The organism is Bradyrhizobium sp. AUGA SZCCT0431, assembly GCF_018131065.1.
Classification (GTDB): domain Bacteria; phylum Pseudomonadota; class Alphaproteobacteria; order Rhizobiales; family Xanthobacteraceae; genus Bradyrhizobium.
Window position 1 is genome coordinate 19473 of record NZ_JAFCLR010000056.1, and the last position, 21480, is coordinate 40952.

Sequence of the window (21480 nt, forward strand, 5' to 3'; positions counted from 1 at the left end):
TTTTTTCTGGTTGAACGCTGGTGCCTCTGTAGCATGCAAGACGCGAACCACCCAACACTCCGGCCGCAGAGCCCCATCCGCCCGGAAGACTACCCAAGCCGTCATGGCCGGGCTTGTCCCGGCCATCCACGTCTGACTATTAAGGCTGAACGGTTGCGAGCGGGTGGAAACAAAAGAACATGCCGAACAGGCTTGAAGGTGATTTCGACTATATCGTCGTCGGCGCGGGCACGGCCGGCTGCATCATGGCCAACCGGCTTTCGGCCGATCCCGGCAATCGCGTGCTGATCCTGGAAGCCGGCGGCAACGATAACTGGATCTGGTTCCACATCCCGGTCGGCTACCTCTTCGCGATCGGCAATCCCCGCTCCGACTGGATGTTCAAGACCGAGCCGGAGCCCGGCCTCAACGGCCGCGCGCTGGCCTATCCCCGCGGCAAGGTGATCGGCGGCTCGTCCGCGATCAACGCCATGATCTCGATGCGGGGCCAGGCCGCCGATTACGATCACTGGCGCCAGCTCGGCCTCACCGGCTGGGGTTATGACGACGTGCTGCCGCACTTTCTGCGGCTCGAGGATCATTTCCTCGGCAAGAGCGAACATCATGGCGCGGGCGGCGGCTGGCGGATCGAAGCGCCGCGGCTGTCCTGGGAAGTGCTGGATGCGGTCGGCGACGCCGCCGAACAGATGGGCATCCGCCGCATCGCCGATTTCAACACCGGCGACAATGAAGGCATCAGCTATTTCCACGTCAACCAGAAGCGCGGCCGCCGCTGGTCTTCCGCGCGTGGCTTTCTTAAACCCGTGCTGAACCGCCAGAATCTGCGGCTGGAAAAGCACGTGCTGGTCGACCGGCTGATTGTCGAGAACGGCCGCGCCGTCGGCGTGCGCTTCTATCAGGGCAACGAGATCGTCGAGGCCCGCACCAAGGGCGAAGTCATTCTCTGCGCAGGCTCCATCGGATCGACGCAGGTGTTGCACCGTTCGGGCATTGGCCCGGCCGACTGGTTGTCGCCGCTTGGCATCGACGTCACGCTCGATCGTCAGGGCGTGGGCCGCAATCTGCAGGACCATCTGCAGCAGCGCGCGATCTACAAGGTCGAGGGCGTCCGCACCCTGAACGAGACTTATTACAATCTGTTCCGGCGCGGCCTGATGGGGCTCGATTATGCATTCCGCCGCCGCGGTCCGTTGACCATGGCGCCGTCGCAGCTCGGCATCTTCACGCGCTCCGATCCGCAGCGCGAGCGCGCCAACATCCAGTTCCACGTGCAGCCGCTGTCGCTCGACAAATTCGGCGATCCGCTGCACCGTTTCCCCGCCATCACGGTCAGCGCCTGCAATCTGCGGCCGACCTCGCGCGGCACCGTGCGCGTGCGATCCGCCGAAGCCAGTCAGGCGCCCGCGATCGCGCCGAATTATCTGTCGACCGATGAAGACCGTCAGGTCGCCGCGGACGCCATCCGCACCACGCGCCGGCTGATGAAGCAGCAGGCGCTGGCGCGATTCCGCCCGCAAGAATATCTGCCCGGCCCTGCCGTCGGCGACGACGATGCGTCGCTGGCAAAGGCCGCCGGCGATATCGGCACCACGATCTTTCACCCCGTCGGCACCGCGAAGATGGGATCAGCTTCCGATGCCACTTCCGTCGTCGACGAGCGCCTGCGTTTTCACGGCATTGCCGCCTTGCGCGTCGCCGACGCCTCTGTCATGCCGACCATCACCTCAGGCAACACGAATACGCCGACGGCGATGATCGCCGAAAAGGGTGCGACGATGATTTTGGAGGATGCGCGCGCTTGACGAGCCCGGTTCGGACTTCGATCGGAGATGCCGAGTCACGCATCGCGCTGGCGCGATGGGGTGCGGAGGATCGAGGAAAGCCGCCTGCGCTTCTATTGCACGGCACCGGTTTCGTCGCCGAGGTCTGGGACGACGTCGCCCGCGAACTCGCACAGGATTACACGGTCTATGCGCTCGACCGCCGCGGTCATGGCGACAGCCAAAAGCCTGCGGCCAACCGCTATCACTTCCAGGATTTTGCCGAGGATGTCTGCCGGGTCGTCGAGGCGCTCGATCTCACCGATATCTACGGCATCGGACACAGTGCCGGCGCGACCGATCTGCTATTGGCGGCGAAACTGATGCCTGCGCGCTTTGCACGGCTGTTCGTGATGGAGCCGACGGTAATGGATCCGCGCGCGGCGCGCACTGACGGCTTGAGCGACTTCGGCAAAAGCGCCGTGCAGGGCGCGCTGCGCCGACAGGCTGAGTTCGAAAGTGCCGACGCCGCATTCGCGCGCTATCGCGCCGCGCCGGCCTTTGCAAAATGGACGGAGAATTCGCTGCGGGCGTACATCCGGCACGGCTTCGCGCAGCAAGACGATGGCCGGGTGCGGCTGCTTTGCACGCCTGAAATTGAATCAGCCGTGCTGCTTCCGATCCTGGAGGCGATGGAGCAGGTCTACGCGGGCGACGCGCGCGGCAATCCGTTCGCGTCGCTGTCCGAAATCGAATGTCCGGTGCGCGTGGCCGTCACCGAGCAGTCCTGGTCCATTTATAAAGAGATGGCGTCACGCGCGCTCGCCCTGCTTCCCTCCGCGAGCCAATGGACGTTCGAAGGCGCCGGTCACAGCGTCGCGCAGGAAGCGCCCCAACTCGTGCTCCGGGCGTTGTCAGCGTTCGAAGCACAAGCCGGGTAACGGGCGATCGCAACTTGTCGCTTGCCCGCTTCTATGTCTGCGGTGGGTACCGGTCGAATAACGGCAATTCGTGCGCGCGCTCCATCCAGCTGACCCGCTCGGCGACCTGGACGTGCACCATGACCGGAACGGCATCGGGATCGTCATAGGTGCCGCTTTGCACGTCGATGATCCCGGGCAGCATGTTCGCATTGGTGTAGAACAGGCCGGTTCCGCAATTGGCGCAAAACTGCCGCCTTCCGTGTTCGGAAGACGCGTAGACCTTCGGCTCGCCCTGCGTCACCTCGACTGCGTCTTCGGCGTACATCGCCCAGCCTACCATCGGTGCGCCGGCGTGCCGCCGGCAATCCGCGCAATGACACAACGCATGAACGATCAGGTCGCCGTCCACCTGGTAACGGATCGCGCCGCAATGACAGCCGCCGGAAATGCGCATCAGTCTCCTCCACGTGGTTTGTCGGGATGAGAATACTATGGCGCGGATCAGTCGAAAACTGCGGCATAAACGCATGTACGCCGCGCGGAATTCAAAAGCGATCTTCCGCTTGCCCTGATAGCGATTGCGCGTTGCGCTTTGGTGTTCCGTGTCGGCGTTTACGCCGACTTCCGCACCGCGTTGTCGACCAGCGTCTTGCCGAGCGACCAGATCGCGCCGGGCACCTTGTGGCTGGAGGCGATGACGGTGTCGAACGCCTTTTCGATCCAGCTGCAGTCTTCTTCGGTGATGACGAGCGGCGGCAGCAGCTTGATGGTGTGGCTGCCATGGCCGGAAACCTGGGTCAGGATCTTGTGATCCTTGAACAGCGGCACCGTGATGAGCTGGCAGAACAGCCCCTTGTTGGCGGTCTCGAGCACGTTCCAGGAGGCTTTCAGCCGCAGCGATTTCGGCGGACCGAACTCGACGCCGATCATCAGCCCCTTGCCGCGCACTTCCTTCAGCAATTCGTAGCCGGGCACCATGCGCGTCAGCGCAAGCCGAAGCTCGGCACCGCGCTTGGCGGCCTGCTCGACCAGCTTTTCCGCCTTCATCACTTCGAGCGTGGCGATACCGGCCGCCATCGCCAGATCGTTCTTCGCAAAGGTCGAGCCGTGCACGACCGCGCGGTCCATTTGATTGAAGATCTTGTCGAAGATGCTCTTGCGCGTCAGCAGCGCGCCGACCGGCACATGACCGCCCGACAGCGCCTTCGCCAGCAGCACCATGTCGGGTTCGACGTTCCAGTGCTCGACCGCCAAGAACTTGCCTGTGCGGCCGATCCCGGTCTGGATCTCGTCGGCAATGAACAGCGTGCCGTACTTGCGGCACAGCGCAAGAGCGCCCGGCAGAAACTCGTCGGTGGGCAGGTTGACGCCCTTGCCCTGAATCGGCTCGACGATGAAGGCGGCGACCTGACGCGACGACAACGCCTGTTCGAGGGCGGCGAGATCGTTGAACGGGATCTGGGTGCATCCCGGCAACAGCGGTTCGAAGCCACTGCGGAAGTTCGAATCATCCATCAGCGACAGGGCGCCGTAGGACAATCCATGAAAGGAGTGCGAACAGGAGACGATGCCAGGCCGCCCGGTGGCGCCGCGGGCGAATTTGATCGCGGCCTCGACGGTTTCGGCGCCAGAATTGGCGAAAAACACCTTGTCCAGGTATGGCACATGTTCGAACAGACGTTCCGCCAGCACCCCGGCCAGCGTCGAGACGTCGAGCTGCACCAGATTCGGAAAATCGGCGTCGAGCACGCTTTTCAACGCATGGCGCAACGCCGGATGGTTGCGGCCAATCGCAAAAACGCCAAATCCGCTCAGTAGGTCGAGATAACGGGCCCCGTCACGATCGAACAGGTATTGACCTTGACCCTTCTGAAAGCCGACATCATAGCCAATCGTCTTGAGCACGCGGACGAGCTGCTCGTTCAAATGGCGCGAATGCATGGAACTGCGCTGCGCCTGGCGCTCCACAAACATCTCGGAAACGTCTAGATTTGAACTTAGCATTCGCTACATACGTCGGTTGGTGGCCATTTCGTCAACTGAAAACGCCCAATGCGGCGTTTTGACCCCTCTCGGATAATCTACATAAGCAGGTTTGAACCATGTTGCACTGCCCAAGAACTGTCGCGCGCAGAATAGTTTTTTCCGGATTCTTTTTTGCCACAGGTGTTACTTCCGCACTGGCCGCCGACCCCACAGGCGATTGGAAAGTGGCCGACGGCGTCGCCAACATTCGCGTAGCACAATGTAACGGCAACATGTGGGGTGCCGTCGCCTGGGAGAAGACGCCGGGTGGCCGCGATACGAATAATCCGGATGCCTCAAAGCAGAGCAGACCTACACTGGGCATGCCGATTCTGATCAACATGAAGAAGAAGCCCGGCGTCGATGCGTGGGAAGGCCAAGTCTACAACGCCAAGGACGGACAGTCTTACAGCTCGACCATCAAGCCGATTGGAACCGACCAGCTCGAGATTCAAGGCTGCGTGCTCGGCTTCCTGTGCGGTGGCGAGACCTGGACCCGCGTCGGGCCGCCGATTCCCTCAAGCCCGAGCAACAGCATGGCCAAGGGTGCCGCGCCGAAAAATCCGGCAGGCGCACCGAAGGCTGGCGCCTCGGCGACGGCACCGGGTCTGACGCCCGCGCCCGGCTCGCCGGCGGCAACCGCCGCGCCGAAGACCACCGGTGCCGTGAACCCGGCGCCGGCTCAAAAGCCCGTCGCCGGCCAGAAGCAGGCGGCCGCCGATCCCGTCGGCGATATCTGCCTACTCCCCGATATCGCGCGGTTTGCCCATTAGCGCGGGCTGAAACAGCAGCACCGCCGCCAGCGTGGTGATGAGCGACAGCGCCAGCAATTTACCCATGCTGGCGGTGCCGGGATGACTGGATAGCCACAGGCTTCCGAAAGCCGTGGCGGTCGTCAGCGCGCTGAAAAAGATCGCGCGCGTCAGGCTGGTCTGCAGCAGATTCGTTCTGCCCGAGCGCCATGCCGTCACATAATAGATCTTGAAGGCGACGCCGATGCCGAGCATCAGCGGCCACGCGACGATGTTGGCGAAGTTGAGCGGCAGCCCGATCAGCACGCAGATCTCCATCGTCACGGCGCCGGCCACCAGGAGCGGCACCAGCGTCAGCAGCACGTCGGTGACCCGACGCAACGCCAGCCAGAGCAGCACGCTGATCACGATCAGCGCCCAGATGCCCGCGTGGATGAATGCCCGCACCACGGTATCACCGGATTTGAGAATCGAGACCGGTCCGCCGATCGCAGTCGGCTCGGCGGCGAGAACCGCATCAGCAAACTTGCGCAGGACTTCATTGTCGTTCGGATCACCCTTCGGCAGCGCCTCGACGCGCATCAGGCCGTCCTTGGTCTTCCAGCTGCTCACGAGTTCGGGCGGCAAGGTCTTCAACGTGACCGGCTGGGCCTGCATCGTGTTCTTGAGCTGGTCGAAGGTTATCTTGAGCGGGATGGCGAAAATACCCTGCGCCTTGTCGCGGACCGCTTGCGTTGATTCGGCAAGCTTGGACAGCGCATCCGCCAGCCGCCGTGCCGCGACCGCGCCCGGGCCCTTGCCGTCGCCGGCGGTCTTGCGCAGGCCATCGACCGAGCTCTTGAGCGCCTCGACGTTCTCGGCATCGGTCGGCGCCGCATCGACGGAATCCGGATTGAGCGCAGGACCCACCACCTTGGCGGCCTGCGCGATCAGCTTCAGTTTGGCCGGCTGATCCTCCGGCACGAAACTGTCGAGCGACATCACGCGAAGCACTTCCGGCACCTTCTCCAGCTTCGCCTCGATCTTCTTGGCGTCGGCGTCCGAATTCGTCATCACGTTGATGGCGTTGGCGCCGGTGTTCGGATCCTTGCGCAGGTCAAGGAAGGTCGCGATCGACTCCACCTGCGAGTTGCGCAGATTGATCGGGTTGAAGTCGAACTTCATGAAATAGAGCAGCGGCAGACCGGCCAGCGCGACCAAAATCGTGCCGACGATGATGACGACGCGATGCCGCTCGAGAAAGTCATCGACCGGCGCCAGGAAGGCGTAGCCGACCGGCTCGCCTTCGCCGGGAGGGTTGAGCAGCGTCAGCATCGCCGGCAACGTCGTGATGCTGGTGATGAACGCCACCAGCATGCCGGCGCCGGCGATCTTGCCGAGTTCGGAAATGCCCTTGTAGTCGGTCGGCAGGAAGCACAGGAAACCGGCGGCGGTCGCCATCGCCGCGAGCGACAGCGGGACCGCCGAGCGGCGGGCCGCGCTCTCCAGCGCGAGCACCAGATCATCGTTCTTGAAGCGCTCCGAACGGTAGCGGACGCTGAACTGGATGCCGAAATCCACGCCGAGGCCGACGAACAGCACCGCGAACGCGACCGACAGCAGATTGAGCGAACCCACCATCATCAGGCCGACCGCCGTGGTGATGGCAAGGCCGACGAACAGGTTCACGAACACGGCGAAGATGATCTTGCCTGAATGCAGCGCCATCCAGAGAATCACGAGCACGATCACGACGGTGCCGATGCCGTTGACGATCGCGCCGTCCTGGACGGTGGCGTATTCCTCATTGGCGATCGGAATCGGTCCGGTCAGCCGCACGCGCGCGCCATACTCGCCCGCGAAATTCAGCTCCTTGGCCGCCTGCCGGATCGCGTCGGTGGCTTCCTTGCCGGGCTCGAGCGCGTTGTAGTCGACCTTCGGCTTGAATTCGATGAAGGCGCGCTTGTCGGAATCGGCGAGCGGCTTGTCGCTGACGAGTTCGCGCCACGAGAACGTCGCCGTTCCCTTGCTCAGGATGTTCTCGACGGTCTGCGAGATCAGGTTGAAGGGCCGTTCCGTATTGTCGAGTTTGACCTGGCCGCGCTTGATGCCGGCAAGGCCGGTTTCCAGCGCGCCGGTCAAACCGCGGATCGAGGGATCGCCGGCCATGATTTCGATCAGCGGGGCGGCGGCTTCGAGCTGGCCAGCGACCTTGCCGACCTCCTCCACGGGCAGGAACAACAGCCCGTTCTTCTCGAAGAACTCGCCGGAACCGAGCGGCTGCACCGATTCGAAATTCTTGGTGTCGCCCGCAAGCTTATCGGCCAGCGCCTTGCCGGCGGCAGTGGTGAGCTCGGGGGTCGGGCCCTCGACGACGGCCAAAATCAGCTTTTCGCGATCGAACGCCTTCTCAAACTGGTTGTCGCGCTTGCGCCAGTCCAGGTCGGGCGAAATCAGCGTGTTGATGTCGGTATTGATGGAGAAGTTGCGAGCCGCATAGAAGCCCGCGCCAATCGCGAGGAGCAGCGAAAAGACGACGATGAGGGTGGCAAACCGCGTGCACGTTCTAACAATTGAGACAACCAGACTGGTCAGCACATCATTTCTTTCTAAGTCTTAATAGGGAGCTTGCCGAAAACGTCCGCTGTCTAGCGGAGTTCCGGGGGGCGATCTACATCGGGCGATCTATTGTTGTGGTTACTGTCAGAGAGGCCCCGCGTAGAGAAGGCAAAACGGGCCGAAATGGCATTGAGAAACCCCATATAGACGCCCAGTGCGGGCGAGAAAGTGACGAAACGGTGAGGAATTGGACGGAATTAGGGTATTAAGATACCTCCGTCGACCCAAGCCGAACACGGCCTTTTGCGTTCCGGCTTTTCTAGACGCTAATTTTTTGACACAAAGCCCTGTGCTTCCATGTGCTTGGGTGGATTGCCCCCGGAACGGTGGTGCGGTTATTGCAGTTTGTTCGGCCGGGGCCGGCAGGACTGGCTGCGCGAAGGCATTTGAATGAATTTGGTGCAACTTGCGTAATGAGCGTCCCATGGAAGTATATCTTGCGCAGCCCCGCGGATTTTGTGCGGGCGTCGTGCGTGCCATCGAGATCGTTGAGCGTGCGCTGCAGAAGTACGGCCCGCCGGTCTATGTGCGTCACGAGATCGTGCACAACAAATACGTGGTCGAAAGCCTGAAGAACAAGGGCGCCATCTTCGTCGAGGACCTGTCCGAAGTTCCCCCGCTCGCCGTTACCGTGTTCAGCGCCCATGGCGTGGCCCGCAGCGTCGAGGAGGAGGCTGCCGCCCGCGGCCTGCCTGTCCTCAATGCCACCTGCCCCCTCGTCACCAAGGTCCACAATCAGGGCAAACGGTATATGTCGAAGGGCCGGGCCCTGATTCTGATCGGCCATGCCGGCCACCCCGAGGTCGAGGGAACCATGGGTCAGGTTCCCGGGACGGTCCTTTTGGTCCAGAACGTCGACGACGTGGCCTCCCTGACCCTCCCGGTCGACACCCCGGTGGCCTATATTACCCAGACCACCCTCAGCGTTGACGACACAAAGGACATAATTGCGGCCCTTCAGGCCCGTTTTACGGATATTCAAGGCCCAGACATCCGGGATATCTGCTATGCGACACAGAACCGCCAATCTGCGGTAAGGGACCTGAGCAAACTGGTGGACGTCATTTTGGTGGTGGGGGCTGCCAATAGTTCCAACTCAAACAGGCTTCGCGAAATCGGCACCGAGGTCGGGGTCGCGAGTTATCTCATTGCCGATGGCAGCGAGTTGAACCCTGATTGGCTTAAGGATGCGAAGGCCGTCGGCATCACGGCGGGGGCGTCGGCGCCCGAAGTTTTGGTGGACGACGTGATCGAGGCTTTGAGACGTATCGGACCCGTCAAGGTGTCGGTGCTTCCTGGGAGGGAAGAAAATATCGAATTTCGGCTTCCAGCCGAACTGACTGCGGGCTGATCCATTCACGAGTTACGACGACTAAGGTCCAGAAAGAAATCCTGTAATGGCAATACCGTTCTTCAAAGAGTTGCGTATCGGCGGCTATTTGATCAAGCAGAAGCTGCTTGGCCGAAAGCGCTATCCGCTGGTGCTGATGCTCGAACCGTTGTTTCGCTGCAACCTCGCCTGCGTCGGCTGCGGCAAGATCGACTATCCCGATGCGATCCTCAATCGCCGCATGTCGGCGCAGGAGTGCTGGGACGCGGCCGATGAATGCGGCGCACCGATGGTGGCGATCCCCGGCGGCGAGCCGCTGATCCACAAGGAGATCGGCGAAATCGTGCGCGGCCTCGTGGCGCGCAAGAAGTTCGTCTCACTCTGCACCAACGCGCTGCTGTTGGAAAAGAAGCTCGATCTGTTCGAGCCCTCGCCCTATTTGTTCTTCTCGGTGCATCTGGACGGCCTGAAGGATCACCACGACAAGGCGGTGTCGCAGAAGGGCGTGTTCGACCGCGCGGTTTCGGCGATCAAGGCGGCGAAGGCGCGCGGCTTCACCGTCAACGTCAACGCTACGATCTTCGACGGGCATGCGGCGGAAGAGATCGCCAAGTTCCTCGACTTCACCACCGAACTCGGTGTCGGTGTTTCGATGTCGCCGGGCTACGCCTATGAGCGCGCGCCGGACCAGGAGCACTTCCTCAACCGCACCAAGACCAAGAAGCTGTTCCGCGACGTCTTTGCCCTCGGCAAGGGCAAGAAGTGGAACTTCATGCATTCCGGCCTGTTCCTCGACTTCCTGGCCGGCAACCAGAGCTACGAATGCACCCCGTGGGGCATGCCGGCGCGCAACATTTTCGGCTGGCAGAAGCCCTGCTACCTGCTCGGCGAGGGCTACACCAAGACCTTCAAGGAATTGATGGAGACCACCGACTGGGAGACCTACGGCACCGGCAAGTACGAGAAGTGCGCCGACTGCATGGCGCATTGCGGCTATGAGCCGACCGCCGCCAATGCCGCGCTGGTCAATCCGTTGAAGGCGATGTGGGTGGCGCTGCGCGGCGTCCGGACATCAGGTCCGATGGCGCCGGAGATCAACCTCGATAACCAGCGCCCGGCGCAGTACATCTTCTCGTCGGAAGTGCAGAAGCGCCTGTCGGAGATCCGCAAGGATGAAGCCGCGGCTGCCGCTGCCAAGCAGCAGCAAAAGGCCTCCACGGCCGCCTGAGGGCGACCGAGAGCGCAACGCGGCCTGCCCGCGTTGCGTGAAGGCGAGACTCAAAACAAAGAAGCACAAAACAAAAATGCCGTCGCATATGCGACGGCATTTTTCGTTGCAGCGGGCTATTTCAGCAGCGTCAGGCGTTGGCCGCGGCCAGCCCCTCGCCGCCGGAGATGAAGCCGCGGCAGCCGCGCAGCGAGCGCAGCGCACGATTGAAATCGATGCCCGTGGACACCAGCGCGCGCAACGTTCTCGGATTGCGCGCGACGCCGCGCAGCACCTTGCGCAGGTCGATATCGCCGTTCGGCTTGATCGCGCTCTTGGCCAAAGCCGGCAGCGCACGGCTGGCAGGATCGGAGATGACGCGGAGTGCCGCGAACGGAATACCTGCCTTGGCCGCATAGGCCGCCGCGATGTGGCTTTCCATGTCGACCGCCGCGGCCCCCGTCTCCGAATGCAGCGCGGCCTTGCAGGCGGTCGCCGCAATCACCCGCTCCACTCCGGCCAGACCGCCGCGAATCACGCGCCGCCGCCGCAGCGCGGCGCTGGCAATCACTTCCTCGTTGAGCGCCAGACCGGCCAGAAAGCGGGTATCGCCGGCCAGAACCTCGGTCGCGACCACGACATCGCCCGACTTCAGCGACGGATCGAGCCCGCCGGCGACGCCGAAAGAGATGACACCCCTGAATGTCGATGAATCCAGTGTCGCGAGCAGCGCGCGCAATTGCTGCGGATCGCTACTGCTGCAGATCACGATCATGCCTGGACCGGCCGCAATGCGGGCCTCTTGTACCAAGCCTGTAACGATCAAAACCGGCCGCGGATCAATTTGATTGAGATCACCCGAATTGAGATCACTCGAATTGTCCACGATCGCGGCGGCCCCCGCCCCCCAAGTCACATCCCGACCCCTACCACCCTGCTGTTGGTGCTTCTCAAATTCCGATACCGCGCCATCGCCCAGAGCGGAAAGAACTTCGAGTAGCCATGATAACGCAAATAAAACACCCGCGGAAACCCCGTAGCCGTGTAGCGCGGCTCATCCCACAGCCCTTTTTCGGTCTGTGTGGTTTTTAGGTACTCCACACCGCGCGCAACTGCCGGGTTCCCGACTTCGCCCGCTGCCATCAGCCCAAGCAAAGCCCATGCCGTTTGCGAGGAGGTCGATGGTGCTGCCTCGAATCCCCTGTAGTCCAACCGGTAGCTGACCGCATCCTCGCCCCAGCCGCCGTCCTGATTCTGAATCGATAGCAGCCAATCGACCGCCTTGCGAATCATTGGGTCCTGATGATCGATACCTGCGACATTTAGCGCACAGAGCACCGACCATGTGCCGTAGACGTAATTCAGCCCCCAGCGGCCGTACCACGAGCCTTCGGCAAGCTGGGTGCGGCGCAAATAGTCGATGCCGTCGGCAACAGCCTTGCTGGTTGCGGCGGTTTCGCCGAGTTGCGCCAGCATCGAGACGCAGCGCGCGGTGACGTCCTCGGTCGGCGGATCGAGCAGCGCGCCGTGGTCGGAGAACGGGATGTTGTTGAGATAATATTCGAGGTTGTTGACGTCGAAGGCGGCCCAGCCGCCATCGCGGCTCTGCATGCCCTCGATCCACTCGCGGCCGCGCGCGATCGCGGTATCATACTCGTTGCTTCCAGACTGCTTGCGCGCGCGGTCCATCGCCATGACAACGACGGCGGTGTCGTCGAGATCCGGATAGTAGGCGTTGTTGTACTGGAACGCCCAGCCGCCCGGCCGCACGTCGGGACGCTTCACCGCCCAGTCGCCCTTGATGTCGAGAACCTGCTTCGGGACCAGCCAGTCCAGCGCCTGCTTGGTCTGCGGCAACATTTCCGTGCCGCCCGCTTCGATCATTGCGTGGCAGGTCAGCCCGGTGTCCCACACCGGTGACACACATGGCTGGCAATAGGCTTCGCGTTCGCCGATCACGAGCAATCTATCGATACCCCGGCGCGTGACGGCGCGCGGCGGATAATCCACGGGCCTGCCGAACGCCTCATACATCATCACGGTGTTGGCCATTGGCGGATAGATCGCGCCAAGACCATCTTCGCCGTTCAGCCGCTCTTCGATGAAGGCCACGGCCTCGTCGATCGCGCGGGCACGAAGCTTTTTGGGAAACAGCGGCTCGATCTTGCGCAGGATGACATCGAGCGAGCGGAACAGCATGAACCAGCCCCAGCTCTGATGCGGCGCCTTCGCGGTCATGCCCACCGACTTCGGATCCTGCAGGAACAATTCGTCGATGCCGACGCCTTTGGGATTCTTTGCCAGCGGCTTCAGCGCCGCCAGCACCATCAGCGGTACGATCGTGGTGCGCGCCCAGTACGATATCTTGTTGAGATGGAACGGCGACCACATCGGCAGCAGCATGATCTCGATCGGCAGCACCGGCACCGCGCGCCAGGTCAGCACGCCATAGAACGCCAGCAAAAACCGGGTAAAAACGTTGACGTTGGCAGCACCGCCGCGCGAACGGATCGCCTCACGCGCCCGCACCATGTGCGGCGCATCGACGGAATCGCCGATCATCTTCAGCGCGAAATAGGACTTCACGCTGGCGCTCATGTCGAACGCACCGTCCTGCACCAGCGGCCAGCCGCCATGTGCGCCTTGCGTCCGCCTGATATAGTGGGCGATCTTGGCTTCGAGTTCGCTGTCGACGGGCTCGGCGAGGTAGTGGCGCAGCAGCACATATTCCGACGGGATCGTGCTGTCGGCTTCCAGCTCGAACACCCAGTGCCCGTCGGATTGCCGATAGCCGAGCAGCGCCTGCGTCGCCGAAGAGATCGATTTCTCCAGGGCGACGGGATCGACTGCCGTGATGGGATCGGCTGCCGCGATGGGATCGATGACAACGCTGTGATCGACGGAAGACATTTCGTCAGACATCCCTCTGTTCGCGATCGCGTACCGTAAAGCCGGTCACGCTCTCTGCCAGTCAGGCCATCATGCTCTGGCCAGAACCAGATCGGCCGCACGGTCACCCGACCGCACCGATCCCTCGATGGTTGCCGGCAACCCCGTATCAGTCCAGTCCCCGGCGAGAAACAGGTTTTTGTAAGCGGTGACCGGACCCGGCCGCAGCGCGTTCTGCTCCGGCGTCGCCTCGAAGGTAGCACGGCGTTCGCGCACGATCTGCCAAGGGGGTAATTCGCCCTGCACGCCACCTGCCTTGCAGACGTCGCGCCAGATCGCCTGCGCGAGTTCTTCACGCGGCATATCGACCAACCGGTCGCCATTGCTGATGGTGACCGACAGGCGCTGCGGGAACGCAAACAGCCATTCCACCAATCCACCGACGACGCCAAGGATCGGCGGCGCATCCCTTGGCGGATCGAAGCGGAAATGTGCATTGACGATGGCGCGAAATTTCGTCGGCGTTTTGAGACCCGGCAGCAACGACGCGGCGGGACGCGGCGGAACGGCGAGCACCACGACATCGTCAGGCGCGAGTGAAATCGCGTCGTCGCCGAACTTCAGTGCGCCGACATGGCTGCCGTTCATCGCGAATTCACGCAGCTCATGCCCGAGCTGAACGCTGGCGCCCTTGTCCTGCAGCAGCTTGATCGCAGGTTCGATCAAGACCGAACTCAGCCCGTCGCGGGCGATCAGCGGCCGGCAGGCCTGGCCGCCGGCGAGCAGCGTTTCACGGACGATCGCGCCGGCCAGCCCCGCCGAGCCCTCCGGCGGATCGACGTTGAGCGCGGCCAGCAGCAACGGCTGCACCAGCCGCTGGTACAGCGTGCCCTCGCAGGGGATCGCCTTGCCGACCAGTTTGTCCGTCCCTGCCCAGATCAGAGGCATCAGTGCGAGATAATCGCGCAAGGACGTGTCGGGCACCCGGCGCGCCTCGTCGAACACCCACAGCGGCAGCCGGCCATCGCCGAGATCGAGCTGCCAGCGCTGGCCGGTCGAGACGTCGCAGAACGGAAACTGCGCGCGCTTCGGTCCGACCAGTCCCGCCTCGGTGCCGATCGAGCGCGCATAGGCCAGCGCATGGCTGTTGCCCGACAACAGCAGGTGATTGCCATTGTCGATCATCAAATTGGTGGCGGCGTCGAAATAGGAGCGGCAACGGCCGCCGGTCGTTTGCGTGGCCTCGTGGACGCACACCCTGTAATTGGCGTTCGCCAGCCGGACGGCGGCGGAGAGGCCGGAAATGCCGGCACCGATGATGTGAGCGGTTTTTTGCATCAGATGATCGCGTAACGGAGAAGGATGCCAATCTTGGCCATCTTGGTGACGCGGACCGGCGCGCGCGGCGCGGCAAAGCCCCGTTCCAGCAACAGATCGAGGATGGCGCGGTAATATTTCGACATGATCCGGGGCGCACGCACCTTGCGTCGCGAATTGCGCTTCATGATCTCGTCGGCTTTCTCGAAATACGCCTTGGCCCGTTCCGCCAGCGGCTGGCACACTTTCGGCAAAGCGCGTTCGACAATCACCTTCTGCGGGTCGTTGCTGGTGATCCCGGCATGCAGCAGGGCTTCACGCGGCAGATACAGACGGCCGAGGGTGGCGTCTTCATCGATGTCGCGCAGGATGTTGGTCAATTGCAGCGCGCGGCCAAGATGATGCGCGAGCTCGACGCCGTCACGCTCGGGCAATCCGAACACCCGCACCGACAGGCGTCCGACGGCGCTCGCGACGCGGTCGCAATAAAGGTCGAGCGTTGCGAGATCCGGCGCACGGATGTCCTGCGGCACGTCCATTTCCATGCCGTCGACGACGGCCAGAAAATCCTCGCGCTTGAGACCGAAGGTCCGCACCGAGGCGACGTAATCCTGCAGGCGTGCCGGCGGATGGCCCTGATAGAGTGCGTCGATGTCATCGCGCCATTGCTGGAGGGCTGCGAGCCGCTCGCTCCGCGGACCGTGCGAATCGGCGATGTCGTCGACCTGCCGGCAGAAACTGTAGATCAGGAACATCGCCTCGCGCTGGTCGCGCGGCAGGATGCGCATCGCGGCATAGAACGAACTGCCGGACGCGGTGGTGCCGTAATTCGCGTTGGCCGCCGCCGTCTCTGATGTCATGCACCGGCCGCCGGGTTCGACAAGGGCCGCCGGCCCACCGCGCGGCGCGCGATCTCGCCGGCGACACCGCCGAGGCTTTGCGCCAGCAATTCAAGCGGACTGAGATGCACGCGCTCAGCGAGCGGATCGCGCACCTTCAGCAAGCCTACGATCTTGTCGGCAAAGGCCTGGATCACCGAGATCTCGAGGCCGAGGCGGAAATCCTTCACTTCGGCCGCCAGCGATTTGCTTTCGTTGAGCACGGTCTCGGTCCGCACCGCGAGCGCCTGCAGGCACTTCAGCAAAGCGGGCGGTGACTTCGCCTCGCCCAGCATCTCGACCGTAGCACCGGCGGCTGCGAGCGCGTCGCGCGGCAGGTAGACGCGGTTGAGGTCGCGGAAATCCTTGGCGCAGTCCTGCAGATGGTTGTTGATCTGCAAGCCGGCGCACAGCGCATCGGAGGCGGCCCAGGTCGAGGTGCTCTCGCCGTGGACATCGAGCATGAAGCGGCCGACCGGCATCGCCGAGTAGCGGCAATAATGGATCACGTCGTCCCAGTTCTCGTAACGCAGCTTGGTGACGTCCATCCGGAACGCAATCAGCACGTCGAGCGCGTGGCGCGGCGGCATCTCGCGCGCGGCGAGCGCATGGCGCAGGCTGACCGCCTCCTTCTGGGTGTCGCCCTTGCCGAGCAACTCCGCTTCGAAGAGGTCGAGAAGCCTCAGCTTTTCGTCTGGCGGCAGCGTCGCGTGATCGGCGATGTCGTCGGCCGTCCTGACGAAATTGTAGAAGCTGAGAATCAGCGCCCGGTGACGCGGATGAATGATCCACGACGCGACCGGAAAATTCTCGTCACGGTGGGTTTTTCCGGATCGCAGTTCGCTCGCGCTGGTCATCAAAAAACTGGCTACATTGGTCCAAAATGGCGGCACGCGCCGATATCAGGCGCATGCGACGGATCGCGAGCCCCATATAGGGGAATACGCCGCCAAAACCAATGCTATCTGGGGCCATCGGCGCATGCCGCGGCGCCGGCGATCGAGCCGGAAAAAGCCCGTGCGCGGCGGTTAACCGATGAGAACGCGCTTATTGCCCGTGGTTTTTCAGCACCTGGTTGCAGGCAGGCGTGATCTTGGGACGATTCTGCTGCAAGCAGGCCAGGATCGTGAAGTCACCCTGATCGATCACCGGGCGGCAGAAGCGCTGCACGTCACGGGCGCAGGCCTTCTGCTCGTCCGGCGTTCCGCTGCGCTGCTGCTGGGCGAAGGCATCCGATGACACCGCGATCGACAATAAAGTGAGAGCCAGGAAAAGTTTACGCATCGTATTCCTTCATTTCGGCAGCAAGAAATCCTGTTCCCGAATCGTGGTTCGGCCTCGCCGGGACGGATTTGTTTGAAGATGCCGCGTAGCGCAGCAATGAGCCGACGACAAGCACTGGTAAATGCGGCCAAATTTGCGGCGGCGGCGCTCGTCCATTAACCAATTGATATCTAACGTTTATTAGCGGCATATTTTTCTTCTTAATTGGCTGTTGCGGACAGGCCCCCGCAAAGCTAGATGCTGCCAACGAAGCTCGACGGATATTTTTGATTCCGGTGCGTGAAAATGCCGCCTTTCGGGGCGCTATCGCCGCAAGTGGCATTTTGTCATTTGAACCTAACATATCGCGGGAACACTAAATCTTCGATGTGGGCGAGACGTGTCTTTGCAAGAGCGTCTATTTTGATGGGAAAATCACAATGAAAATGTTTGGTTCCAGTCTGTTTGGTCAGGCTCTCACGGCCGCTGGCGTCGGCGCCGCGCTGATGTTGTCGGTCTCCGCAGGCTACACGCAGGCGGGAGGCCCGTTTGCCGGTTTTGACGGAAATTGGGCTGGCGCAGGCACGGTCGCGCTGTCCAACGGCACCACGGAAAACATCCGCTGCAAGGCCGACTACAAGGTCAATGCCAACGGGCTCGGCCTGAAGCAGAACCTGAACTGCGCCAGCGACAGCTACAAATTCGTTCTCTCCAGCGACGTCACCAGCCAGGGTGACCGTATCTCCGGCAACTGGAGCGAGAAGAGCCGCAACATCTTCGGCAATCTGCAGGGCACCGCGGGCGGCGGACAGATCGACGTGTTCGTCGAGGCGTCCGGATTTGCGGCCAATTTGAACTTGCGGACCAACGGCACCAAGCAGATCGTCCAGATCAGTTCCAAGGGCGAAATCCGCGGCGTCAACATCACGCTGACGAAGACCTGATCGAGCGGTCCTCTTTAGTATCAGAGCCAGGTTCTGTTGATTCAGAACCTGGCTCTTTTTCGTGTAGATGGCTTTTTGAATTGACAGCTTGACCCGCTGCTCTGCCGATCTGCTATTTTGCCGGCTTGGCGTGAGCGCCGGTGCCGCGGATCTTATCCGACAGGTTGATCAGGAACATCGACGTCGGCCGCAGGATGAAGAGATCCGCGACCAATGCTGCGACCATCGAGAACGCGCTGAGCCAGCCAAACAGGCGCAGCGACGGCAGGTCCGAAAACACCGTCACGACGAGGCCGCAGGCCAGCACCACCGTGGTCAGGATCAGCGCCGGGCCGACCAGCACGGTGGCGCGTTCCACCGCCAGTTCCGGACTGATGCCGGGCTTCGACTCCAGCCGCAGCCGGTTCAGGAAGTGGATCGTCGCACTGAGGCCGAGGCCGAACGACACCGTCAGCGCCACGACGCTGGCGAATTGCAGCCCCTCCCCCAGCATCCACAGCACGGTGCCCGATGCCACCACCGGGAAAATGCCGGGCAGGATGCAGGAGAACATCACCACCACCGAGCGGAACGCGAGGCCAATGAAGATCGCGACCAGCAGGAATTCGATGGTGAGGCCGTGGTTGAGCTTCTGAATCATGTTGGCGCTGTTGCGCGCGGCGATGGCCGACAGACCCGTCACCGCGATCTCATAGCCCGGATGCTCGGCGCGCACCTTGTTGAGCGCTGTGTCGAGCTTGTCGACCACGGGAAGAATCTCGCTTGAATCGAGATCGGGAACGCGGCCCGACACCACCACGGCGTCCTGATCGGCCGAGATGAAGCGCCGCACCAGATGTTCGGGAATCACGCTGACATATTCCTTCAGCGTCGCGACATCGCTGCTCCCTGCCTTTTCGGCGAGCCAGCGGCGCAGCGTTTCCAGCGACCAGACGTTGCCGACGCCGGCCGCCGTTTCCACCATGGCGTGGACATCGGCGATCGTCTTCAGGGTGTCCGGTGAATAGAGCGAGGCGCCTTTGGGGAATTCGATCAGCACGTCGATCGGGTTGGCGCCGGTGAGCTTGGCATCGAGACGGCTCGACGCCGCCACCGCCTGGCGTTTGTCAGGCACCTGGTCGGCGAGACGATAACGCGGCTCCAGCGTGGCGTAGATATAGCCGAGGCCGGCGACCAGGAGCACCGCGATCAGGCTGAACAGCCCAGGGCGGCTGACCATGCGCACGGCGATCCAGTAGCAGAAATTGCGCAGCGCCTGGACGCCGGCGTCGGCGCCCTGGAACTTCACCGCCATGATCTTTTCGTTGCGCACCAGCAGCACGCCGAACGCGGGCACCAGCGACAGCACCGCGATCAGCGCGATGATGGTGGCGGCGAGCCCGGCCTCGCCGAACTTGCGGATCAATTCGGAGTCGGAGAATTGCAGCGCGATGAACGAGATGCCCGCGGTGCCATGGGTGAGCACGCAGGCCGGCCCCACCACCAGCACGGCGTTCTTGAACGCGGTGTATTTGTCCTGTCCCGCGATCAGCCGGTCGCGCGCAGCGAAGGTCAGCTGCATCGAATCGGAGAAGCTGATCACCATGATGAGCGGCGTCATCACGTTGAGGAACATGTTGAGATTGAATCCGGCCCAGCCGAGACCGCCGAGCGCGAGCAGGATCGCAATGATCGGCGGGAACGCCGCGACGATCATGAACGATATCTTGCGGAAGAAGATGATCGCGATGATGCAGCCGGCGAGGATGCCGAGGATGTTGTAGGTCAAGCCGTCGCGCTTGACCGCGTTGCGGATCTCGAGCTGCATGACCGGAACGCCGGACAGCTGCGCATTGAGCCCGCTGCCGGCGAGATCGTCGGCCATGATCTTCCTGATATCGCCGATCACCTTGGTGAGGCTTGAACTGCCGACGATCGAAGGTTCGAGCGACAGCACCATCAGCGCCAGCGTGCCGTCCTCCGACAGCAATTTGCCGCGAATGATCTCGTTGGTCTTAACGGTCTCGACGAATTTGTCGTAGGCTGCACCTTCCGGCAGCTCGGAGGGGAACAACGCCGCCGGCAGCTTGCCGCGCTCCGGCGCCTGACGCGCCGAAAACAGCGACACCAGGCCGCGCACGCCATCGACCAGTTGCAGGTCCGTGACCATGTCACGGATCTTTTCGAGATTGGGGCGCGCCAGCAGCGTTTTGCCTTCGACCACCACCAGCACGTCGAATTCGGTCGCCGGAAAGCGCTTTGTGACGGCTTCGTACTGCTTGTAGTCCTTGGAATCGGAGCGGAACAGCTGGCTCAGCGAATCATCGATCTTGATGCGCTGGATGCCGAAGATCGCCGCGATCATCAGGGCGGCCAGGATGAGGCAGGACAGGATGGGCGCCTTGACCGCGATGAGCCCCATGCGCTCGAGCCCGAAGGCGATGCTCTGCCCGGGCGGCGGCGGCTCCTCGATCTCCTCGACGTGGACCCGACTTTCGGTGTTCTTTTCGAGCATACCCTGTCCAGTTCTCACGTCGGCTTGAATTGTAGCTTGGGTTGCGGGCGCGGATGCGGCTCAGTCAGCCCCATATCTGATTGGCGCTGATTGGCGCTAGCCCTTGAAATCACGCGGTAAATTAACCGCCGCCGTTTTACAGGCCCGGACCGCATACGGCAAGCGCGCGGCGGGGGTCAAATCGCCGTGCAGATCACGAAAATCGCCGCTAAGTCTCTGATTTGTCACACTCGAACTAACCAGCCCCGATCCGTGCCGGCGCCCCGCCGCCGCTTTCATCTTTTAGTGCGACGCCCGTGACTTGCCGGGCCAGCCCCTCGCGCACCAGCCAGGCGATCTTGAAGGCGGCTTCATCGTAGCTCAGCCCCGCGCCGTGGACGTTGGAGACGCAGTTGCGCATCGCGTCGGTGAGGCCGATGCGCGGCGCAAAGGTCAGATAGGCCCCGAGGCTGTCCGGCGCCGACAGGCCCGGCCGCTCGCCGATCAGCATCAGGACCATCCGCGCGCCGAACATGGCGCCGATCTCGTCCCCCAGCGCCACGCGCGCGCCGGAGGCGACCGCGGTACCGCCGGGCTGGATCCCGGATTCCTGCAATCGCGGAACGAGATTGCGAACCAGTTCGATCGCATGGACATTGACCGCCGCCGGCGACAGGCCGTCGCCGACCACGATGGCCAGCTGGCACGGGCCACCGCATCGATCGGCCAGCGCGCGTTGCGAGGCCGGATCGAGCATGCGTCCGAGATCGGGGCGGCGCAGATAATCGCGCCGGTTGCGCGCCTGACTGGAGAGGAGAACCGGCGCCAGTCCAAGACTGGCCAATCCCTCGACGAGACGCGACGTGTTGAAGGCGCCATGAACCGCATCGCGGGCCCGCGCGTGGTCGAGGGTGAAGGCGAGCAGCGCCTCGGTCGGCATGCTGGCGCCGGCCCGGCCAAGCCCGACACGCGCCGGCGTCAGCTCCCTCAGATGCTTAAGCGAACGGGACGGCGGCACCGGCGTTTTCATGCTGGAGCCTGTTTTGTTTGACGCGTTTTCTACCGCAGATAAGTCTACGCAATCTGCGTAAACTTGATTGCTATGCGAACCGGTACCCACT

Annotated in this window: 17 protein-coding genes; 6 read left to right on the forward strand and 11 right to left on the reverse strand. The window is 62.7% G+C overall.

Annotated elements, in window-relative coordinates; translation table 11 throughout:
- Positions 1 to 179 precede the first annotated feature (179 nt).
- Together JQ567_RS34565 and JQ567_RS34570 are read left to right on the forward strand one after the other, a co-directional pair.
- Positions 180 to 1802, forward strand: coding sequence for a GMC family oxidoreductase (locus JQ567_RS34565; RefSeq protein ID WP_212442965.1), 1623 nt, complete (start codon positions 180 to 182; stop codon positions 1800 to 1802).
- The gene (locus JQ567_RS34570) at positions 1799 to 2701 is read left to right on the forward strand and encodes an alpha/beta fold hydrolase (protein WP_212442966.1); all 903 of its coding nucleotides are present in this window, start codon (positions 1799 to 1801) and stop codon (positions 2699 to 2701) included. Before JQ567_RS34565 ends, JQ567_RS34570 begins: the two co-directional genes overlap by 4 nt.
- 31 nt (positions 2702 to 2732) lie before the next feature.
- On the opposite strand, the gene JQ567_RS34575 is transcribed toward JQ567_RS34570, so the two are convergent.
- On the reverse strand, positions 2733 to 3137 hold the full coding sequence (locus JQ567_RS34575) for a GFA family protein (protein ID WP_212442967.1): 405 nt from the start codon (positions 3135 to 3137) through the stop codon (positions 2733 to 2735).
- A gap of 158 nt (positions 3138 to 3295) precedes the next feature.
- Complete coding sequence (gene hpnO, locus JQ567_RS34580; RefSeq protein ID WP_212265471.1) at positions 3296 to 4687, reverse strand: aspartate aminotransferase family protein; 1392 nt, start codon at positions 4685 to 4687, stop codon at positions 3296 to 3298.
- 98 nt (positions 4688 to 4785) lie between these two features.
- On the opposite strand from hpnO, the gene JQ567_RS34585 reads away from it, so the two are divergent.
- Entirely contained in the window at positions 4786 to 5481 is a 696-nt protein-coding gene (locus JQ567_RS34585; RefSeq protein ID WP_212442968.1) for a DUF2147 domain-containing protein, read from the forward strand.
- Here the strand turns inward: JQ567_RS34585 and JQ567_RS34590 are convergent.
- Entirely contained in the window at positions 5449 to 8037 is a 2589-nt protein-coding gene (locus JQ567_RS34590) for an MMPL family transporter (protein ID WP_212442969.1), read from the reverse strand. The genes JQ567_RS34585 and JQ567_RS34590 overlap by 33 nt on opposite strands.
- Before the next feature lie 445 nt (positions 8038 to 8482).
- Between JQ567_RS34590 and ispH the strand changes: the two genes are divergently transcribed.
- Together ispH and hpnH are read left to right on the forward strand one after the other, a co-directional pair.
- A complete protein-coding gene (ispH, locus tag JQ567_RS34595) occupies positions 8483 to 9409 on the forward strand; it encodes a 4-hydroxy-3-methylbut-2-enyl diphosphate reductase (protein WP_192737365.1) in 927 nt (308 codons plus the stop codon).
- A gap of 46 nt (positions 9410 to 9455) precedes the next feature.
- A complete protein-coding gene (hpnH, locus tag JQ567_RS34600) occupies positions 9456 to 10616 on the forward strand; it encodes an adenosyl-hopene transferase HpnH (RefSeq protein ID WP_212442970.1) in 1161 nt (386 codons plus the stop codon).
- Positions 10617 to 10746: 130 nt separating this feature from the next.
- On the opposite strand, the gene JQ567_RS34605 is transcribed toward hpnH, so the two are convergent.
- The 6 genes from JQ567_RS34605 to JQ567_RS34630 all read right to left on the reverse strand — a co-directional run bounded on the left by JQ567_RS34605 (position 10747) and on the right by JQ567_RS34630 (position 16963).
- The gene (locus JQ567_RS34605) at positions 10747 to 11481 is read right to left on the reverse strand and encodes a phosphorylase (protein ID WP_312017512.1); all 735 of its coding nucleotides are present in this window, start codon (positions 11479 to 11481) and stop codon (positions 10747 to 10749) included.
- A 26-nt stretch (positions 11482 to 11507) separates the two neighbouring features.
- Positions 11508 to 13505 (reverse strand): squalene--hopene cyclase, encoded by a 1998-nt coding sequence (shc, locus tag JQ567_RS34610; RefSeq protein ID WP_212442985.1) that lies wholly within the window; start codon positions 13503 to 13505, stop codon positions 11508 to 11510.
- Positions 13506 to 13574: 69 nt separating this feature from the next.
- On the reverse strand, positions 13575 to 14822 hold the full coding sequence (hpnE, locus tag JQ567_RS34615; protein WP_212442971.1) for a hydroxysqualene dehydroxylase HpnE: 1248 nt from the start codon (positions 14820 to 14822) through the stop codon (positions 13575 to 13577).
- Positions 14822 to 15661 (reverse strand): presqualene diphosphate synthase HpnD, encoded by an 840-nt coding sequence (gene hpnD / locus JQ567_RS34620; RefSeq protein ID WP_212442972.1) that lies wholly within the window; start codon positions 15659 to 15661, stop codon positions 14822 to 14824. The genes hpnE and hpnD overlap by 1 nt, the downstream gene beginning before the upstream one ends.
- A complete protein-coding gene (gene hpnC, locus JQ567_RS34625; protein WP_212442973.1) occupies positions 15658 to 16536 on the reverse strand; it encodes a squalene synthase HpnC in 879 nt (292 codons plus the stop codon). Before hpnC ends, hpnD begins: the two co-directional genes overlap by 4 nt.
- A 190-nt stretch (positions 16537 to 16726) precedes the next feature.
- Positions 16727 to 16963, reverse strand: a complete 237-nt coding sequence (locus JQ567_RS34630) for a hypothetical protein (RefSeq protein ID WP_212442974.1) — start codon at positions 16961 to 16963, stop codon at positions 16727 to 16729.
- 419 nt (positions 16964 to 17382) lie between these two features.
- Between JQ567_RS34630 and JQ567_RS34635 the strand changes: the two genes are divergently transcribed.
- Complete coding sequence (locus JQ567_RS34635) at positions 17383 to 17886, forward strand: hypothetical protein (RefSeq protein WP_212033351.1); 504 nt, start codon at positions 17383 to 17385, stop codon at positions 17884 to 17886.
- A gap of 112 nt (positions 17887 to 17998) precedes the next feature.
- On the opposite strand, the gene JQ567_RS34640 is transcribed toward JQ567_RS34635, so the two are convergent.
- The gene (locus JQ567_RS34640; RefSeq protein WP_212442975.1) at positions 17999 to 20380 is read right to left on the reverse strand and encodes an RND family transporter; all 2382 of its coding nucleotides are present in this window, start codon (positions 20378 to 20380) and stop codon (positions 17999 to 18001) included.
- Between the two features lie 235 nt (positions 20381 to 20615).
- Positions 20616 to 21389 carry an ethanolamine ammonia-lyase subunit EutC gene (eutC, locus tag JQ567_RS34645; RefSeq protein ID WP_212442976.1) on the reverse strand — a complete coding sequence of 258 codons (774 nt, stop codon included), beginning with the start codon at positions 21387 to 21389 and terminating at the stop codon, positions 20616 to 20618.
- Positions 21390 to 21480: the final 91 nt, after the last annotated feature.